This is a genomic window from Ottowia pentelensis (assembly GCF_964341695.1).
Map to the genome: position 1 here is coordinate 1374145 of NZ_OZ224513.1, position 16349 is coordinate 1390493.

Annotated in this window: 18 protein-coding genes and 1 tRNA gene; 16 read left to right on the plus strand and 3 right to left on the minus strand. The window is 68.5% G+C overall.

Features of this window, described 5'->3' with window-relative positions:
* The first annotated feature begins 26 nt into the window (after positions 1-26).
* The 6 genes from uvrB (at position 27) to ACWHMB_RS06670 (ending at position 5294) form a co-directional block, all read left to right on the plus strand.
* Positions 27-2120 (plus strand): excinuclease ABC subunit UvrB, encoded by a 2094-nt coding sequence (gene uvrB / locus ACWHMB_RS06645; RefSeq protein WP_377480667.1) that lies wholly within the window; start codon positions 27-29, stop codon positions 2118-2120.
* 167 nt (positions 2121-2287) lie between these two features.
* The gene (gene iscR / locus ACWHMB_RS06650; RefSeq protein ID WP_293226503.1) at positions 2288-2821 is read left to right on the plus strand and encodes a Fe-S cluster assembly transcriptional regulator IscR; all 534 of its coding nucleotides are present in this window, start codon (positions 2288-2290) and stop codon (positions 2819-2821) included.
* A 37-nt stretch (positions 2822-2858) separates the two neighbouring features.
* On the plus strand, positions 2859-4013 hold the full coding sequence (locus ACWHMB_RS06655) for an IscS subfamily cysteine desulfurase (protein ID WP_377480665.1): 1155 nt from the start codon (positions 2859-2861) through the stop codon (positions 4011-4013).
* 147 nt (positions 4014-4160) lie between these two features.
* On the plus strand, positions 4161-4484 hold the full coding sequence (gene iscA / locus ACWHMB_RS06660) for an iron-sulfur cluster assembly protein IscA (protein WP_377480663.1): 324 nt from the start codon (positions 4161-4163) through the stop codon (positions 4482-4484).
* Positions 4481-5194, plus strand: coding sequence for a DNA polymerase III subunit epsilon (gene dnaQ / locus ACWHMB_RS06665; protein ID WP_377480661.1), 714 nt, complete (start codon positions 4481-4483; stop codon positions 5192-5194). The genes iscA and dnaQ overlap by 4 nt, the downstream gene beginning before the upstream one ends.
* Before the next feature lie 25 nt (positions 5195-5219).
* Positions 5220-5294, plus strand: a tRNA-Val gene (locus ACWHMB_RS06670).
* Positions 5295-5315: 21 nt separating this feature from the next.
* On the opposite strand, the gene ACWHMB_RS06675 is transcribed toward ACWHMB_RS06670, so the two are convergent.
* Positions 5316-5843 carry a tyrosine-type recombinase/integrase gene (locus tag ACWHMB_RS06675; protein ID WP_377480659.1) on the minus strand — a complete coding sequence of 176 codons (528 nt, stop codon included), beginning with the start codon at positions 5841-5843 and terminating at the stop codon, positions 5316-5318.
* A gap of 101 nt (positions 5844-5944) precedes the next feature.
* On the opposite strand from ACWHMB_RS06675, the gene ACWHMB_RS06680 reads away from it, so the two are divergent.
* The 4 genes from ACWHMB_RS06680 (at position 5945) to ACWHMB_RS06695 (ending at position 7943) form a co-directional block, all read left to right on the plus strand.
* Complete coding sequence (locus ACWHMB_RS06680) at positions 5945-6337, plus strand: hypothetical protein (protein WP_377480656.1); 393 nt, start codon at positions 5945-5947, stop codon at positions 6335-6337.
* A 46-nt stretch (positions 6338-6383) separates the two neighbouring features.
* Positions 6384-6941 (plus strand): hypothetical protein, encoded by a 558-nt coding sequence (locus tag ACWHMB_RS06685; RefSeq protein WP_377480653.1) that lies wholly within the window; start codon positions 6384-6386, stop codon positions 6939-6941.
* 8 nt (positions 6942-6949) lie between these two features.
* Positions 6950-7414 carry a hypothetical protein gene (locus ACWHMB_RS06690; RefSeq protein WP_377480650.1) on the plus strand — a complete coding sequence of 155 codons (465 nt, stop codon included), beginning with the start codon at positions 6950-6952 and terminating at the stop codon, positions 7412-7414.
* A gap of 79 nt (positions 7415-7493) precedes the next feature.
* Positions 7494-7943, plus strand: a complete 450-nt coding sequence (locus ACWHMB_RS06695) for a hypothetical protein (protein ID WP_377480647.1) — start codon at positions 7494-7496, stop codon at positions 7941-7943.
* Positions 7944-8072: 129 nt separating this feature from the next.
* On the opposite strand, the gene ACWHMB_RS06700 is transcribed toward ACWHMB_RS06695, so the two are convergent.
* Positions 8073-8258, minus strand: a complete 186-nt coding sequence (locus tag ACWHMB_RS06700) for a hypothetical protein (RefSeq protein WP_377553515.1) — start codon at positions 8256-8258, stop codon at positions 8073-8075.
* Between the two features lie 129 nt (positions 8259-8387).
* On the opposite strand from ACWHMB_RS06700, the gene ACWHMB_RS06705 reads away from it, so the two are divergent.
* From ACWHMB_RS06705 to ACWHMB_RS06715, 3 genes are read left to right on the plus strand one after another with little or no spacing between them, the layout of a single operon-like run.
* On the plus strand, positions 8388-10151 hold the full coding sequence (locus ACWHMB_RS06705; protein ID WP_377480644.1) for a lysoplasmalogenase family protein: 1764 nt from the start codon (positions 8388-8390) through the stop codon (positions 10149-10151).
* Between the two features lie 24 nt (positions 10152-10175).
* Positions 10176-10688 carry an antitoxin Xre-like helix-turn-helix domain-containing protein gene (locus ACWHMB_RS06710; protein ID WP_377480641.1) on the plus strand — a complete coding sequence of 171 codons (513 nt, stop codon included), beginning with the start codon at positions 10176-10178 and terminating at the stop codon, positions 10686-10688.
* On the plus strand, positions 10681-11187 hold the full coding sequence (locus tag ACWHMB_RS06715) for an RES family NAD+ phosphorylase (protein WP_293224047.1): 507 nt from the start codon (positions 10681-10683) through the stop codon (positions 11185-11187). Before ACWHMB_RS06710 ends, ACWHMB_RS06715 begins: the two co-directional genes overlap by 8 nt.
* Before the next feature lie 51 nt (positions 11188-11238).
* Here ACWHMB_RS06715 and ACWHMB_RS06720 read toward each other — a convergent pair whose 3' ends face one another.
* The gene (locus ACWHMB_RS06720; protein ID WP_377480638.1) at positions 11239-13053 is read right to left on the minus strand and encodes a PHA/PHB synthase family protein; all 1815 of its coding nucleotides are present in this window, start codon (positions 13051-13053) and stop codon (positions 11239-11241) included.
* Positions 13054-13302: 249 nt separating this feature from the next.
* Between ACWHMB_RS06720 and ACWHMB_RS06725 the strand changes: the two genes are divergently transcribed.
* The 3 genes from ACWHMB_RS06725 (at position 13303) to ACWHMB_RS06735 (ending at position 16154) form a co-directional block, all read left to right on the plus strand.
* The gene (locus tag ACWHMB_RS06725) at positions 13303-14718 is read left to right on the plus strand and encodes an AMP-binding protein (RefSeq protein ID WP_377480635.1); all 1416 of its coding nucleotides are present in this window, start codon (positions 13303-13305) and stop codon (positions 14716-14718) included.
* 120 nt (positions 14719-14838) lie between these two features.
* Positions 14839-15489, plus strand: coding sequence for a glutathione S-transferase family protein (locus ACWHMB_RS06730; RefSeq protein ID WP_377480631.1), 651 nt, complete (start codon positions 14839-14841; stop codon positions 15487-15489).
* Between the two features lie 104 nt (positions 15490-15593).
* Complete coding sequence (locus tag ACWHMB_RS06735) at positions 15594-16154, plus strand: dihydrofolate reductase family protein (protein ID WP_293224051.1); 561 nt, start codon at positions 15594-15596, stop codon at positions 16152-16154.
* Positions 16155-16349: the final 195 nt, after the last annotated feature.

Below are 16349 nucleotides of genomic sequence, written 5' to 3' on the forward strand. Positions count from 1 at the left end.
GCCGAGCCTTGCCGCTGTCCTTGCCAATGCCCACTCCGATTCATGCCGTCGCCCCGCCGCCTTCGCCCGCGCAGGGCCAGTTCGTCAGCTATCCCGACTCGCCGTTTCAGCTGTACCAGCCCTATCCGCCCGCGGGCGACCAACCCACGGCCATCGCGCAGTTGGTCGAAGGCGTGCAGGACGGCGAGTCGTTTCAGACCTTGCTGGGCGTTACGGGCTCGGGCAAGACCTTCACCATGGCCAACGTGATCGCGCGGCTGGGGCGGCCGGCCATCGTGTTCGCGCCCAACAAGACGCTGGCGGCGCAGTTGTACAGCGAGTTTCGCGAGTTCTTCCCGAAGAACGCGGTCGAGTACTTCGTCAGCTACTACGACTACTACCAGCCCGAGGCCTACGTGCCGCAGCGCGATTTGTTCATCGAGAAGGACAGCGCCATCAACGAGCACATCGAGCAGATGCGCCTGTCGGCCACCAAGAGCGTGCTGGAGCGGCGCGACGTGGTGATCGTGGCCACTGTGTCGGCCATCTACGGCATCGGCGCGCCCGAGGACTATTTGCAGATGCGCTTGATCATGAAGGTGGGCGGCAAGCTGGGCCAGCGCGACACCATCCAGCAGCTGGTGCGCATGCAGTATCAGCGCCAGGACCTGGATTTTCAGCGCGGCACCTTTCGCGTGCGCGGTGACACCATCGACGTCTTTCCGGCCGAGCACAGCGAGCTGGCGGTGCGCATCGAGCTGTTCGACGACGAGGTCGAGAGCCTGGCGCTGTTCGATCCGCTCACCGGCCACATCCAGCAGAAGGTGCCGCGCTTCGTGGTCTACCCCAGCAGCCACTACGTCACCCCGCGCGAGAAGACGCTGGCGGCGGTCGAGACCATCAAGCTGGAGCTGGCCGAGCGGCTGAAGTATTTTGTGGGCGAGGGCAAGCTGGTCGAGGCCCAGCGGCTGGAGCAGCGCACCCGCTTCGACCTGGAGATGCTGAGCGAGCTGGGCCACTGCAAGGGCATCGAGAACTACACGCGCCACCTGTCGGGCGCGCGCCCGGGCGATCCGCCCGCCACGCTGACCGACTACCTGCCGCGCGACGCGATCATGTTCCTGGATGAAAGCCACCAGATGATCGGCCAGCTCAACGCCATGTACAACGGCGACCGCTCGCGCAAGACCACGCTGGTCGAATATGGCTTTCGCCTGCCCAGCGCGCTGGACAACCGGCCGCTCAAGTTCGAGGAGTTCGAGCGCCGCATGCACCAGGTGGTCTTCGTCAGCGCCACGCCGGCCGACTACGAGAAGACGCATGCCGGCCAGGTGGTCGAGCAGGTGGTGCGCCCCACCGGCCTGGTCGACCCCGAGGTCGAGGTGCGCCCGGCCACGCACCAGGTCGACGACGTGCTGCAGGAAATCCGCGAGCGCGTCGAGAAGAACGAGCGCGTGCTGATCACCACGCTGACCAAGCGCATGGCCGAGCAGCTGACCGAATACCTGAGCGAAAACGGCGTCAAGGTGCGCTACCTGCACAGCGACGTCGACACGGTGGAGCGCGTGGAGATCATCCGCGACCTGCGCCTGGGCGCCTTTGACGTGCTGGTCGGCATCAACCTGCTGAGGGAGGGCCTGGACATTCCCGAGGTGTCGCTGGTGGCCATCCTGGACGCCGACAAGGAGGGCTTTCTGCGCGCCGAGCGCAGCCTGATCCAGACCATCGGCCGCGCCGCGCGCAACGTCAACGGCAAGGCCATCCTGTACGCCGACCGCATCACCGACTCGATGAAGAAGGCCATGGGCGAGACCGAGCGCCGGCGCGCCCGGCAGATCGCCTTCAATGCCGAGCACGGCATCACGCCGCGCGGCATCGTCAAGCAGGTGCGCGATTTGATCGACGGCGTGTACAGCGAGAAGGCCGGGCGCGAGGCCGAGCGCATGCGCGCCGCGGCCGCCGTGGCGCCCGAGGCGCTGTCCGAGAAGGACCTGTCGCGCGAGCTGCGCCGGCTCGAAAAGCTGATGCTGGAGCACGCGCGCAACCTGGAGTTCGAGCAGGCCGCGCGCGTGCGCGACCAGCTGGCGGCGCTCAAGCAGCGCGTGCTGGGCGCGGCCGGCGAGGGCAGTGCGGCGGCTTGAACCAGATCAACTTTTGTGCGCAAGTCCAGCCAAGCCCCTAGTTTTCAGTCGGGTTTGCGTTATACTTGAGAAAAATAGTCGGATTTGGTTGCGCGGCCGCGCAAGACGCGCGCACAGTGCCCGGTCAACCACGGTCCGCCGCATTTCTCATCAGCAAGGAGTTGGCCATGCGCCTTACCACCAAGGGCCGATTTGCGGTCACTGCCATGATCGATCTGGCGCTGCGCCAGGACGGCGGGCCCGTCACGCTGGCGGCCATCAGCCAGCGCCAGCAGATCTCGCTGTCCTACCTGGAGCAGCTGTTTGGCAAGCTGCGCCGCAACGAGCTGGTCGAATCCACCCGCGGCCCGGGCGGCGGCTATTCGCTGGGGCGCAAGGCCGGCGAGATCACCGTGGCCGACATCATCACCTCGGTCGACGAGCCGCTGGACGCCACCCACTGCGGCGGGCGCGAAAACTGCCGTGCCGACGGCGGGCGCTGCATGACGCACGACCTGTGGGCCGCGCTCAACGTGCACATGCTGGACTTTCTGCAGTCCGTCACGCTGCAAAAGCTGGTGGACGAGCAGCACGCCAACGGCTTCGAGCTGGAAGACCGCCCGGCCGCCAAGCGCGCCATCTCGGCCGCGCCGGTGGTCAAGCCGATCCGCATCACCGCGCCCAATTCGGTGTTCGCGCTGGGCGGCCTGACCAACAAGTGAACCGCGCCGGCGGCCGCGTCGAAGTTTGCGCCGCGCCATGACGCCGCCGCGGCCGATCTACCTGGACTGCGGTGCCACCACGCCGGTCGACCCGCGCGTGGTGGCCGCCATGCTGCCCTGGCTGGGCGAGCACTTCGGCAACCCCGCCAGCCGCAGTCACGCCTGGGGCTGGGAGGCCGAGCAGGCCGTCGAGACCGCGCGCCGCCAGGTGGCGGCGCTGATCGGCGCCGATGCGCGCGAGATCGTCTGGACCAGCGGCGCCACCGAATCCGACAACCTGGCCATCGCCGGCGTCGCCCAGCAGCACGCCGGGCGCGGGCGCCATCTGCTGAGCGTGCGCACCGAACACCAGGCGGTGCTCGACACCCTGTCCGCCCTGCAGCGCCAGGGCTTCGACGTCACCCTGCTCGACGTCGGCGCCGACGGCCTGGTCGACGCCCAGGCCTTTGCTGCCGCGCTGCGCCCCGACACCCTCCTGGCCAGCGTCATGCTGGTCAACAACGAGATCGGCGTGGTGCAGGACATCGCCACCCTGGGCGCGCTGTGCCGCGCGCGCGGCGTGCTGTTTCACGTCGACGCCGCGCAGGCCACCGGCAAGCTGGCCATCGACTGGGCCACGCTGCCGGTCGACCTGATGAGCCTGACGGCGCACAAGACCCATGGCCCCAAGGGCATCGGCGCGCTGGTGGTGCGCCGCGAGCCGCGCGTGCGCCTGGCCGCGCAGATGCACGGCGGCGGGCACGAGCACGGCCTGCGCTCGGGGACCCTGGCCACGCACCAGATCGTGGGCATGGGCGAGGCCTTTCGCATCGCCGCGCAAGAGCTGGCGCGCGACACGGCTCACGCCCAGGCGCTGCACCAGCGGCTGCTGCGCGGCCTGCAGGGCGTGAGCGGCATGCACCTCAACGGCCACCCCACGCGGCGCGTGCCGCACAATCTGAACCTCGCCTTCGACGGCGTGGCGGCCGAGGCCCTGATGCTGGCCGTGCCCGAGCTGGCGCTGTCCAGCGGCTCGGCCTGCAGCTCGGGCAGCGCGCAGCCCAGCCACGTGCTGCGCGCGCTGGGCGCCAGCGACGAGCGCGCCCACGCCTCGCTGCGCATCAGCCTGGGGCGCTTCACCACCGCCGCCGAGATCGACCGCGCCGCCGAGCTGCTGCGCCAAGGCGTGACGCAGCTGCGCGATTCACAGTAAAATGTGCCTTCAGCGCTTGTCGGTCGTGCGCGAGTAGCTATCAAAAGCATAGTTTCGACTGCCTATGGCCAGCGCCCCAGCAGGCGCGCCCGATTGGCGGTACGCTAGGCGCATCGCAATTCCTGCCCAGCCTTTTTTGTTTTCACCATGAACATCCACCTGTCCGAAGCCGCCGCGCGGCACGTGAGCGCCCATCTGGCCAAGCGCGGCGCCGGCGTGGGCGTGCGCCTGGGCGTCAAGACCACCGGCTGCTCGGGCCTGTCCTACGAGCTGGAATACGTCGACGCCGTGGCGCCCGGCGACCTGGTGATCGAGCAGCACGGCGTGAAAGTGCTGGTCGACCCGAAGAACCTCGCCTTCATCGACGGCACCGAGCTCGACTACGTGCGCGAGGGCCTGAACGAAGGCTTCAAGTTCACCAACCCGAACGAGCGCGACCGCTGCGGCTGCGGCGAATCGTTTCGGGTATGACGCGCCAGATCGTCCTGGACACCGAGACCACCGGCCTGTCGGCCGAGGGCGGCGACCGCATCATCGAGATCGGTTGCGTCGAGCTGGTGGGCCGCAAGCTGACCGGCAACAACCTGCACCTGTACCTGAACCCCGAGCGCGACAGCCACGAGGACGCGCTCAAGGTGCACGGCATCAGCAACGAATTTTTGCGCGACAAGCCCAAGTTCGCCGAGGTGGCGCAGGATTTTTTGCGCTACGTCGAGGGCGCCGAGATCATCATCCACAACGCCGCGTTCGACGTCGGCTTTCTGGACAAGGAGCTCGAGCGCGTCGGCCAGCCGGCCTTCGAGCGTTTCGTCGACGGCGTGACCGACACCCTGGCCATGGCCAAGCAGCTGTATCCGGGCAAGCGCAACAGCCTGGACGCGCTGTGCGACCGGCTGGGCGTGGACAACTCCGGCCGCACGCTGCACGGCGCGCTGCTCGACGCCGAGCTGCTGGCCGACGTCTACATCAACCTCACGCGCGGCCAGGAAGCGCTGCTGATCGACCTGGGCGAAGTGGCCCAGCCGGGCGTGCACGCCGAGCGCGTGGACCTGAGCGGCTTCGACCTGCCGGTGCTCGCCGCCAGCGAGGCCGAGCTGGCGATGCATGCCGCCGTGCTGGCCGAAATCGACAAGGCCAGCGGCGGCCGCGCCATCTGGAAGGCCGAAAAATCCACGCTATAATTCGCCCTTCGCTGCAAGGCGAAGCGGGTGATTAGCTCAGCGGTAGAGCACTGCCTTCACACGGCAGGGGTCACATGTTCGATCCATGTATCACCCACCAGCATACACAAACGCTCCGTAGCTACAAACTTCGGAGCGTTTTTCTTTCTGAGTGTAATCCTGAGTGCAATCCGTCCAGCACCTCCAGCCCCTCGCGCATCTGCTGGGTGGACAGGTGGGCGTAGACGCGCTCGGTCACTTGCACGCTGGAGTGCCCGAGGATGCGGCTGATTGTGTGTAGATCAACGCCGTGCTGGCGCATCAGCGTCCCGCAGGATCGGCGCAAGTCGCGGAACTGCACCTCGGGCATGCCGGCTTTCTCGCGTGCGCGCCGGAACCCGCTCTTGATCCCCTCGGCGCTCACATCCAGCGGCAGGTAGGCCAGCCACGGGCGCAGGCTGGAGACGATGGGGATTGACCGGGCGCGGCGGCTCTTGCTGGCGCCGCCCGACACGGAGCGTGCGGCCAACCACGTGACCACCCGGGCGGCGGCCATCGCGCGCAACCTGGGCGACGGCATCATGAGCGGCGACTTGCCGGCCGCGCGCAAGGCCGAGCTGATGCACGGCGAAGCCGATCGGCTGGAGCGCACCGCGTCCGGGCAGTCCAACCTGCCCGATGTTCAGGCGGCCAACCGGCAGGCGGCCGGGATGTTGCGGATCGCGGCGCGTGAAGTGGCCGGGCAGCCGGCGGCGAACCAAGGAGCGACGAATGCCACCGCTGCACAAAATCTACGGCCTGCAGATGGGCGCCCGGCAGGCGCTGCAGCAGCTCAACGCCTTCAACGAATCGACGCTGAAGGTGGCGCTGGAGTCGGGCCTGATCGACCAAACGGCCTATGACCTGATGAAGGAGCAGCCCTACGTGCCGTTCTACCGCCTGATGGAAGACGATGGCGGCATGCAGGGCCCGCGCTTCAGTTCGGGCCTGACCAACCAGCAGGCCTGGAAGAAGCTCAAGGGCGGCACGCAGCAGATCAATGCCGACCTGCTGCAGAACACGCTGCTGAACTGGACGCACCTGTACGCAGCGGCAGCGCGCAGCCAGAGCGACAGCACGACCAATTCCACGAGCACGAGCCACAACTACAACTACACGAGCTGATGTGAGACACTCCCTGTTACTGGGCTTCTTGACGGAGGGCGAAGGTATGGGGGACGCACGGGCGGCGGACTATCGGCGGATAGTGTCTGAATACGGGTATGTGGAAGAGTATGCGGCCAGCACGCAGAGAGAACTGGACGCGCTCGCGCTTGCACGACAGGTAGCGGAGGCTAACCCCGACCAACTTGTTCGCACTGGACACGAGGCGTGGGTGACGCGATACGCCGAAGAGGCCGTAGATAGCTCTGGCGTAGTCTCGATCCCCCTGTACTACTTCTACGGCTACCTGCATCGCGTGGTGCCACGCGGCAAGACTGAGCGCATCAGCGTCAGCAAGTTCAACGACCTCGCCTTCGACGCGGTGATGGACCCGCAGTTCCGAGACCGTTGGAACAACCTGAAGTGGCTAGAAGCTCACCCGAACACGCCACAACGGCACGCCAAGCTCCAGTGCCCCCACTGCAAGCACGACATCTTCCCAACCGAAGCGGAGAACTGCAGTGCCTGCGGCGCCGCCAAATGCGATCTGGGCCACTGTCTGTGCGGCACCGTCTGGGACGGGACGTACCGCCGCGCGCAATACCGGGACCTCTTTACAGACTGAAGGCCGCCATGACCACCGAGCTCGAACAGACCCAACTTGAAATTGCCAAGCTCCAGCTCGAGCAGGAGCGGCACAAGCTGGCTCAGATGCAGCGCCGGCAGGGCGCCGTGGAGGGCCTGGGGCGTGGTGCCGCGGCCGTGGGCGGAGCGGCGGCGAAGGGTGGGCGGCGAGTTTTGATCTGGTTTGGGAAGGCGCTACTCGTGCTGGGCGCGATGTTCGCCTTGTTCGTGTCCGGGGAATTTAAGGACGCCGCCGACCCCGCCTGGGATTTTTCTTACCGGGTGGGGTTCGCCGCAGGGCGACTCAGCGATGTCGCGTACGGCTGGATGCTGCTGATCGCCGCCGTCGCCGCCTTCATGCCGTGGCGGAGTAGACCAGGCCAGGAAATACGCCCCCGGACGTACCTGACGTGGGCGCTCGTCGGATTTGCATTGGTACTGATATTTATCTGGGCGCTCTCGCGCATGTCCTGACCCACCCCCGGTAGAATAGACCCACCCCCGACCCCACCGGAGCCAACGGCTGTGAAGGTGCTCAACCTGGAGCACCACCATGGCCATCCCCGGAATCGACGCCGTCGAGCGCCCCTGGGAGAACGCTGACAGCCAGCGCTTCAACCGCCCCGACCTGCGCAGCCCTCCGCCGACCCCCACCCCCACCGACTATTCGCAATACCGGCAGCGGGGGATGGGTGGCGGGCAGTGGGTAAACCAGCCCCCACCACCTGCTGCACCGCCCGTCGCTCCTGCGGGTCCTGCTGCCCAGGCCGCAAAGCCGGGCCTGATGCAGCGCGCGGGGCGGGCGCTGAACCCCGACGTCGGGCAGCTTGCAAGAGGCGCGCCACGCGCCGCGCTGCGCACTCTGCCCCTTGCGGTCGGTATGGGGGCGATAGACACATTTCGCGACTCGGACGAATATGCCGACGCGTTCCGTGGCAGCGTTGACGCTGGTGCCAATATCTACATGTGCCGCCGAACGTTGATGGCACAGGCGCGTCCGTAAGGGCGCAACTCGGGGCGGCAAGTGCCCCGAAACGCCGAGAACTGCCCCAAAACGACACGCGAAAGTCTCGATATCTCGCAATCCGAGAAATCCAGAGACCCACGATTGCGATGAGTTTGAAAACTACCGCTACTTCAGCATTGCCTTAAGTCCCGGGGGCGTTTTTGGCTGAATTTTCAACTCCAACGCGGTGATGCCGCGGTTACCGTTCGGTCGGTGGATGATTTGCCCAATGCGCCAGACCGCATGTTCACACAGCGGCTTCCAGCCGCTGTGTGAAGTTGATCCTCTTTCAATCCATGTACGCTCGTCCATGTCTATTCATCAAATTGAAATCCATGGTGTTTTTGGTCGGCGACCGCTTCACAAGCCGCGTCGAGGGCGTGTGGATCGAGAACGTTGAACTGCAACCCGATGGCAGGAGTTTCGCTCAAAATCGCCGCCATGTCCGGCAGCCAAGTCATCGTCCTCGTCACGCCCGCGTTCTTTGCGCTGATGGCGCTGGAGTGGGCGGCGGGCCGCTGGCGCGGGCGGCCGGCGTTTCGGCTGGCCGATGCCCTCACCAGCATCAGCCTGGGCATGCTCAGCCAGACCAGCGCGGTGTTCACGCGCGTGCTGCGCCTGGGGCTGTACACGCTGACCTGGCAAACGCTGGCGCTGTGGCGCGGCGATGCGTTCTGGCACAGCGCGGTGGGCTGGCTGCTGGCGCTGCTGCTGTACGACTTTTGCTATTACTGGTATCACCGCCTGGGCCATCGCGTGGCGGTGTTGTGGGCGGCGCACGCGGTGCACCACCACAGCCAGCACTACAACCTGTCGACGGCGCTGCGCCAGACCAGCTCGGGCGCGCTGTTCGGCTGGCTGTTCTACCTGCCGATGGCGCTGGTGGGCGTGCCGCCGCTGGTGTTTGCCGTCGTCGGCCTGGTCGACCTGCTGTACCAGTTTTGGGTGCACACCGAGCAGGTGGGGCGCCTGGGCTGGTTCGACCGCTGGTTCTGCAGCCCCAGCAACCACCGCGTGCACCACGCCGTGAACGAGCGCTACGTGGACAAGAACTACGGCGGCATCCTGATCGTGTGGGACCGCCTGTTCGGCACCTTCGAGGACGAGGACGCGCGCGAGCCCTGCGTGTACGGCACGCGCGGCCTGCTGAACAGCTGGGACCCGCTGTGGGCCAACGCGCAGGTGTATACGGGCCTGGCGCGCGACAGCTGGCACACGCGGCGCTGGCGCGACAAGCTGGGCGTGTGGCTGCGGCCGCCCGGCTGGCGCCCGCAGGATGTGGCCCGGCGCTTTCCCAAACCCGCCTTCGACATCGACCAAATGCCCTTGTTCAACCCCGCCATGTCGCCCGCCCTGCGCTGGTTTGCCGGTGTGCAGTTCGTGTTGCTGCTGGCCGGCGTGGCAGCCTTCTTGTGGCAGGCCGAAGGCGCGCCGCTGGCCACCAACGCCGTCTGGTTCGCGGCGCTGGCGGCCTGCCAGTGGGCGCTGGGCGCGGCCATGCAGGGGCGCATCGGCATGTGGGAGGCGCTGATGATCGAGGCCGGGGCGCTGGCCACCGCCACCAGCGCGCTGGGCCTGCGCGAATGGCATGTGCTGGCCAAGCCGGCGGCGATGGTGTTTGCTATCGTTGCGGTAGCTGCCGGCGCTTGGTCGACGCGGGCCAGAGGCCGATTTTGCTTGAATCGCTCGCAGGTGCTGCTGCTGGCGGCGCTGCTGGGTTCGCTGGCGGGCGATGTGTTCCTGATGCTGCCCGGGCTGTTCATCCCGGGCCTGCTCAGCTTCCTGCTGGCGCACCTGTGCTACATCGCGCTGTTTCGCCAGGGCGTGCCTTGGTTCGGGCAGCGCGCGGCGCTGGTGGCGGCGCTGGGGCTGGCGGCCGGCATGTATGCCTTCTTGTGGTGGGGCGGCCTGCCGGTGGCCTTGCGCGGGCCGGTGGCGGCGTACGTGGGGGTGATCGCCCTGATGGCGGCGCAGGCCTGGGGCCGCTGGGCCGCGCTGCGCGACCGGCCGGCCCTGCTGGTGGCGCTGGGGGCGTGCTGCTTCATGCTGAGCGATTCGCTGCTGGCCATCAACCGCTTCGTCACGCCGCTGCCGGGCGCGCAGGTCTGGGTGCTGGCCAGCTACTACGCGGCGCAGGCGCTGATCGTGGGCGGCATGCTGCGCGGCGGCCGGCGCGGTCTTGCGCAACATCTCGATCGAGAGTAAATTAAATCTCGATTGGAGATCCGCATGCCTGCCTACCCCGCCGCCGCCCAACCCGCCGACCATGCCGCGCGCGAGCGCAGCGCCACCTACTTTTTGGGCACGCCCACCGCCGGGCAGGGCGATGCCTTTGCCCTGTCGGCGCTCGAGCGCGTGCGCCTGGTCAAGCAGGGCCTGCCCGCGCGCACGGTGCAGGAGATGAGCGTGGCCATGGGCCTGCCGCGCGACCAGCTGATGCGCGCCGTCGGCCTGGCGCGCTCCACGGTCGAGCGCAAGATCGCCGCGCGCGCGCGCCTGTCGGAGGGCGAAAGCGAAAAGCTGGTGGGCCTGTCGCGCCTGATCGGGCAGGTCGATGCCATGGTGCGCGCGTCGGGCCAGGCGCCGGCCGACTTCAGCGCCGCGCGCTGGTTTGCCGGCTGGATGGCACAACCCGTGGCGGCGCTGGGCGGCCTGTGCCCGCACGAGCTGCTGGACACCGCCGACGGCCGCGAGGCGCTGGGCACGCTGCTGCTGCAGATGCAGTCGGGCGTGTATGCCTGAGGCGCTGGCGTTCTGGCGCATCGCCACCGACACGCCCGACTACACCGCCGACGACGCCAGCGGCACCGGCGCCCAGCGCAGCGGTGGGCGCTGGAACGCGCGTGGCACGCCCCTGCTGTACGCCAGCAGCACGCGCGCGCTGGCCTGCCTGGAGACGGTGGTGCACCTGGGCGGCGGCCTGGCGCTGCCGCTCAACCGCTATCTGGTGCGCGTCGACGTGCCGGCCGACGTGTGGGCCGAGCGCACCGTGTTCGACGCCGCCGTTCACGTCGGCTGGGACGCGCTGCCGCCCGGGCGCGTCAGCATCGCCTGGGGCACGGCCTGGGCGCAGGGCGGCGCCAGCTGCGTGGCCGAGGTACCGTCGGTGGTGGTGCCCGAGGAGGGCAACCTGCTGGTCAACCCGCGCCACCCGCAGGCCGGGCGCATCCGCCTGGCCAAGCTGCGCCGCTGGCTGTACGACCCGCGCGCGGCGCGCGCCATGGCGCCGGAAAAATCCTGAAACGATAGCGCCTTGCGCAAGTCTGTAGCGGGCCAGAGCCCAATTTGACCCTCAAGGCTCGGCGTAGCGCTGCATCACGTATTCGCCCGGCGCGTCGCCCAGCACGTGGCCGGCCGGGATGGGCCTGGCCTTGACGGGGGCCGACGAATGCGCCGCCAGCCAGCCCTGCCAGGCGGGCCACCACGAGCCTTCGACGCGCCGGGCCTGCTGCGGCCATTCGTCGGCGCTGACCCAGTCGCCGCGCTCGGGCCGCGTGTCGATGCGGTAGTGGCGCCGCGGGTGGCCGGGCTCGCTCACGATGCCGGCGTTGTGCCCGCCGCTGGCCAGCACGAAAGTGATCTCGGTGGACGTCAGCAGGTGCAGCTTGTAGACCGAGCGCCAGGGCGAGACGTGGTCGCGCTCGGTGCCCACCAGAAAGATCGGCATGCGCAAATCGGCCAGCGCCACCGGGCGGCCGGCCACCAGGTAGTGGTTGTGCGCCAGCGCATTCTTCAGGTACAGCGCCACCAGGTATTCGTGGTGCATGCGGGCCGGCAGGCGGGTGGTGTCGGCGTTCCAGGCCATCAGGTCGTTGCCCTGCTCGCGCTCGCCCATCAGGTATTCGCGCATGCGCCGCGTCCACACCAGGTCGCGCGAATGCAGAAACTGGAACGAGCCGGCCATCTGCTGCCCGCTCAGATAGCCCTGACCCTTGGTGACGTGGTCCAGCAGGTTGATCTGCCCCTCGTCGATGAACAGGCCCAGCTCGCCCGGCTCGGCAAAGTCCACCTGCGCCGCCAGCAGGCTCAGCGTGCGCGGCGCCGGCAGATCGTGGTAGCCGTCCACGCCGCCCTTGGCCGACAGCGCGGCGGCGGCTATGGCCATCAGCGTGCCGCCCAGGCAGTAGCCCATGGCGTGCAGCGGCGCGCCGCCGGCGTCGTGCTGGGCCGCGCGCATGGCTTCGAGCACGCCCAGCTCCAGGTAGTCGTCCATCGTCAGCTCGCGGTCCGACTCGTCGGGGTTGCGCCACGACACCATGTACACCGTGTGGCCCTGCTCGACCAGGTGGCGCACCAGCGAGTTGTGCGGCGACAGGTCGAGGATGTAGAACTTCATGATCCACGAGGGCAGCATGAACACCGGCTCGGGGTGCACCCTGTCGGTCTGCGGCGCGTAGCGGATCAGCTCGATGAGGTGATTGCGGTACACCACCTTGCCCGGCGTGGTGGCCAGGTTGCCGCCCACCACGTAGCGGCTCTGGTTGGCCACGTCCTCGGCGGTGGGCACGCCGGTTTGGTCGGCCACCCAGTTGCGCAGGCCCTGCGCCAGGTTGGCGCCGCCCGAGCGCAGGGTGTGCTGCAGCACCACCGGGTTGGTCAGCGGGTGGTTGGCCGGCGAGAGCATGTCCAGGTACTGGCGTGCGAAAAAGCCCACCAGCTGCCCGTGGTGCTCGCTCACGCCCGGCACGCGGGTGGCCTCGCGCCAGAAGGCCTCGGCGTTGCGAAAGCCGGCGCGCCACTGGCTGAAGGGCCAGCGCGCCCATTCGTCGGCGCGAAAGCGCGGGTCCTCGTCCTGCAGGCCCACGCCTTCGTCGTCGGCGTGGCGGCCGCGCGCGCTGTCCAGCGCCAGCCTGGCGCCCAGCGTGGCCAGCTCCAGCTGGCGGCCCGGCGCGGCGGCCAGATGCCAGGCCCAGTCGGCCCAGGCCAGGCCCAGCGTGATCGGCGACAGGTGCCGAAACGCCGCCGCGGCGCGGCTTTGCGCCACGCGGTCGAGTCTTTCGGTGGGCGTTTCGACCAGGTGGGCCGGGTCGGCGCGCTCGACGGCCAGGGTGGCCGGGCGCCGGCTGTGGCGTGGGCTGCGCGAGACGGAAGGGCTGTTGCGGGCCATGGCGGTTCGTGCTCCGTTTGTTTAACCAATCGTAATCACAAGCCCAAGGATTGGCTTGCGTCAAGGTTGAACTTTTGATTTGATGCAAGATCAGCCCTCGCAGCAACAAGAAGATCGCATTTGTTCACAAACCAGGGGGCGTGCCGCGGGGCGAGCCATGCCCCATGGCGGCGCGCCGTTCCTCCACCCACGAGGAGACAGCATGGCTGTTCACCACGCCCACCATCCCCCCAGCGCGGGGCCCGCGCCATGACGACCGCGCACGCCCCGGTCTTCGACGCCCTGCACCTGCAGTCGGCCGCGCAGGACGTGATGCTGGCCACGCACGCGCCGGCCTGGCTGATCCGGCAACGCCAGCAGACGCGCGTGCAGCAGCTGCTGCAGGCCGCGCGCGGCTCGGCGCTGTACCGCGAGCGCATGGACGGCGACACGCCCGCGCTCGAGCGCATGGCCCCGGTCCGGCGCGCCGAGTTGATGGCGCGCTTCGACGACTGGGTGACCGACCCGGCGCTGCGCCTGGACGAGTTGCGCGCCTTCACGCTGGATGCATCGCGTGCCGGCCAGCCCTGGCTGGGACGCTACGTGGTGTGGGAAAGCTCGGGCACCAGCGGCATGCCGGGCATCTTCGTGCAGGACGCGCGCGCCATGGCGGTGTACGACGCCATCGAGGCCACGCGCCACCGCCCGCCCGCGCGCGCCACGCCGCTGCCCTTCGACCCCTTCGGCGCGCTGCAGCTGCTGGGCGCGGCCGACCGGCACGCGCTGGTCACCGCCACCGGCGGGCACTTTGCCAGCGTCGTCAGCTTCGAGCGGCTGCGCGCCATCAACCCCTGGGTGGCCGCCAGCTCGCGCAGCTTTTGCGTGATGCAGCCGGTGGACGAGCTGGTGGCGCAGCTGAACCACTTTCAGCCCACCGTGCTGGCCACCTACCCCACGGCCGCCGCGCTGCTGGCCGACGAGGCCGAGGCCGGGCGCCTGCGCATTCGCCCACGCTGCGTGATGATGGGCGGCGAAACCCTGAGCCACGCCGTGCGCGAGCGCGTGGCGCGCGTCTTTGGCGCCAGCGTGCGCGCCAGCTACGGCACGTCCGAATTTCTGCCCATCGCCTGGGAATGCGCGCACGGCCACCTGCACGTCAACGCCGACTGGGTGCTGCTGGAGCCGGTGGACGACTGCCACCAGCCCGTGCCCGCCGGCGAGCGATCGCACACCGTGCTGCTGACCAACCTGGCCAACCGGGTGCAGCCGCTGATCCGCTACGACCTGGGCGACCGCATCACCTGGCACGGCGAAGGCTGTGCCTGCGGCTCGCACCTGCCCGTGATCGAGGTCGAGGGCCGCAGCGACGACGTGATGCGCGTGCCCGCGCGCCGCGCCGGCGAGCAGGTCAGCCTGCTGCCGCTGGCCCTGTGCACCGTGCTGGAGGAAGAGGGCGGCGTGTTCGACTTTCAGCTGCGCCAGCAAGGCCCCAACACCCTGGTGCTGCGCCTGCCCGGCAGCGACGCCGCGGCGGCCGCCGCCGTCGAGCGCTGCCGCCTGGCGCTGCAGGACTTTGCCCAGCGCCAGGGCGCCGAGCCCATCCGCGTGCTGGGCGAGCTGGGCTGCGCCGTGCCGCGCGGGCGCAGCGGCAAGGCCTGCCGCGTGGCGCTGGACGCTGCGGCCTGAGCACGCCACGGCCCCACCGGCGGGCGGGGCTTGCGATCAGGGTCATAATGGGCTGCGGCGCCCGTCCATCGTGCGCCAGCGGCTATTAAAACCATAACGGCCAAGCCGCGCCCCGCCGCCATGATCGTCCTCGATGCCCTCAGCCCCGCGCCACGCTGCCTGCGCATGTTCCTGCTCGAAAAGCGCCTGAACCTGCCCATGCGCCAAGTCGACGTCTTCAGCGGCGAAAACCGCCAGGCCCCTTACCTGGCGCACAACCCAGCCGGGCAAACGCCCGCGCTGCTGCTGGACGACGGCAGTTGCATCGCCGAATCGGTGGCGATCATGGAGTACCTGGAAGAGCGGCACCCCGCGCCCGCGCTCATCGGCGCCACGCCCGAAGAGCGCGCCGCCACCCGCCAGTGGCAGCGCCGGGTGGAGCTGAACATCACCGAGAACATCCACAACGCCTACCACTACGCCGAGGGCCAGGCGCGCTTTGCCGGCCGCATCCCCGTCGCGCCCGAGGCCGCCGCCGGCCTCAAGCGCGTGGCGCAAGACCGCCTGGCCTGGCTGGACGGCATGCTGGGCGCGCAACCCTGGCTGGCCGGCGAGCGCTTCACCCTCGCCGACATCTGGCTGTACGTGTGGCTGGACTTCGCCGCCACCGTGGGCCAGCCCTGGGACCGCGGCCTGCCGCGCATCGGCCCATGGTTCGATCGCGTGGCGGCGCGGCCGTCGGCGGCGGGCAGCTTGCATCCGGCGTGCAAGCCGGGAGGGGCGCGGGGGTAGGGTGGCGTTGTCGCCTTGCATGCTCGTCTGTGAGCCGTACCTTTCGTTGCGACTGGCCGCCGCTGCGGTAGCTGAACCAAGGGCGCTGACCGTAGACTGGCCGCATGGGACTCCTGATATTCAGCATCAATATCACGCTGGACGGCTGCGTTGATCATCAGGAGGGGATCGCTGACGATGAAACACACGCCTTCTTTACCCGGCTCATGGATGAAAGCGGGGTGATGCTGTGGGGTCGTGTCACCTACGAGATGATGGAGGGCTACTGGCCGGCAGTGGCGCGCGGCGACATGGAGGCTTCACCCGCAGTTCGCGAATGGGCAGTCAAGCTGGAGGCCAAGCCCAAGTATGTGGTGTCGTCAACGCGCAAGGACTATCCGTGGGCCAATAGCCACCACATCGCCGGCGACCTTCGCGCGGGTGTGCAGAAACTCAAGGACGAGACTTCCGCGGGCGTGCTCCTTGGTAGCGGCAGGCTCGCGGCAGAGATGGATCGGCTGGATCTGATCGATGAATACAAATTCCTCGTTCACCCCAGGATCGCCGGTCACGGCCCGACCCTGTACCAGAGCTGGCAGTCCGCCACGCGCCGGCTCGAACTGCTCTCGGCGAAGCCGCTTCGCAACGGCGCACTTGCTTTGCACTATCGGCGCCACCGTGGTTAGCAATTGGTTGGGGAAGATTGGGAAATCGGGGTAGGCGATTTTTTTCACTCAGCTGCATTTCAAGCCGTCGCCGGGCGCCGCGCGTCGGTTCGACCTCAAATAGTCCGAGCCGTGATTGCCCGATCGCCTGAACGAATGGGGCGGAACCTGCATCTCGCCACACGTGGCGGCGTTTCGATGAAGTTGCGAGCCGGG

Coding starts and splice junctions, on each gene's coding strand:
- ACWHMB_RS06735 (WP_293224051.1), top strand. CDS start 15,594: ATGGGACTCCTGATATTCAGCATCAATATCACGCTGGACGGCTGCGTT.
- ACWHMB_RS06655 (WP_377480665.1), top strand. CDS start 2,859: ATGACGCCGCCGCGGCCGATCTACCTGGACTGCGGTGCCACCACGCCG.
- dnaQ (WP_377480661.1), top strand. CDS start 4,481: ATGACGCGCCAGATCGTCCTGGACACCGAGACCACCGGCCTGTCGGCC.
- ACWHMB_RS06725 (WP_377480635.1), top strand. CDS start 13,303: ATGACGACCGCGCACGCCCCGGTCTTCGACGCCCTGCACCTGCAGTCG.
- iscR (WP_293226503.1), top strand. CDS start 2,288: ATGCGCCTTACCACCAAGGGCCGATTTGCGGTCACTGCCATGATCGAT.
- ACWHMB_RS06680 (WP_377480656.1), top strand. CDS start 5,945: ATGCCACCGCTGCACAAAATCTACGGCCTGCAGATGGGCGCCCGGCAG.
- ACWHMB_RS06685 (WP_377480653.1), top strand. CDS start 6,384: ATGGGGGACGCACGGGCGGCGGACTATCGGCGGATAGTGTCTGAATAC.
- uvrB (WP_377480667.1), top strand. CDS start 27: ATGCCCACTCCGATTCATGCCGTCGCCCCGCCGCCTTCGCCCGCGCAG.
- ACWHMB_RS06705 (WP_377480644.1), top strand. CDS start 8,388: ATGTCCGGCAGCCAAGTCATCGTCCTCGTCACGCCCGCGTTCTTTGCG.
- ACWHMB_RS06690 (WP_377480650.1), top strand. CDS start 6,950: ATGACCACCGAGCTCGAACAGACCCAACTTGAAATTGCCAAGCTCCAG.
- ACWHMB_RS06700 (WP_377553515.1), bottom strand. CDS start 8,258: ATGGACGAGCGTACATGGATTGAAAGAGGATCAACTTCACACAGCGGC.
- iscA (WP_377480663.1), top strand. CDS start 4,161: ATGAACATCCACCTGTCCGAAGCCGCCGCGCGGCACGTGAGCGCCCAT.
- ACWHMB_RS06715 (WP_293224047.1), top strand. CDS start 10,681: ATGCCTGAGGCGCTGGCGTTCTGGCGCATCGCCACCGACACGCCCGAC.
- ACWHMB_RS06695 (WP_377480647.1), top strand. CDS start 7,494: ATGGCCATCCCCGGAATCGACGCCGTCGAGCGCCCCTGGGAGAACGCT.
- ACWHMB_RS06720 (WP_377480638.1), bottom strand. CDS start 13,053: ATGGCCCGCAACAGCCCTTCCGTCTCGCGCAGCCCACGCCACAGCCGG.
- ACWHMB_RS06730 (WP_377480631.1), top strand. CDS start 14,839: ATGATCGTCCTCGATGCCCTCAGCCCCGCGCCACGCTGCCTGCGCATG.
- ACWHMB_RS06710 (WP_377480641.1), top strand. CDS start 10,176: ATGCCTGCCTACCCCGCCGCCGCCCAACCCGCCGACCATGCCGCGCGC.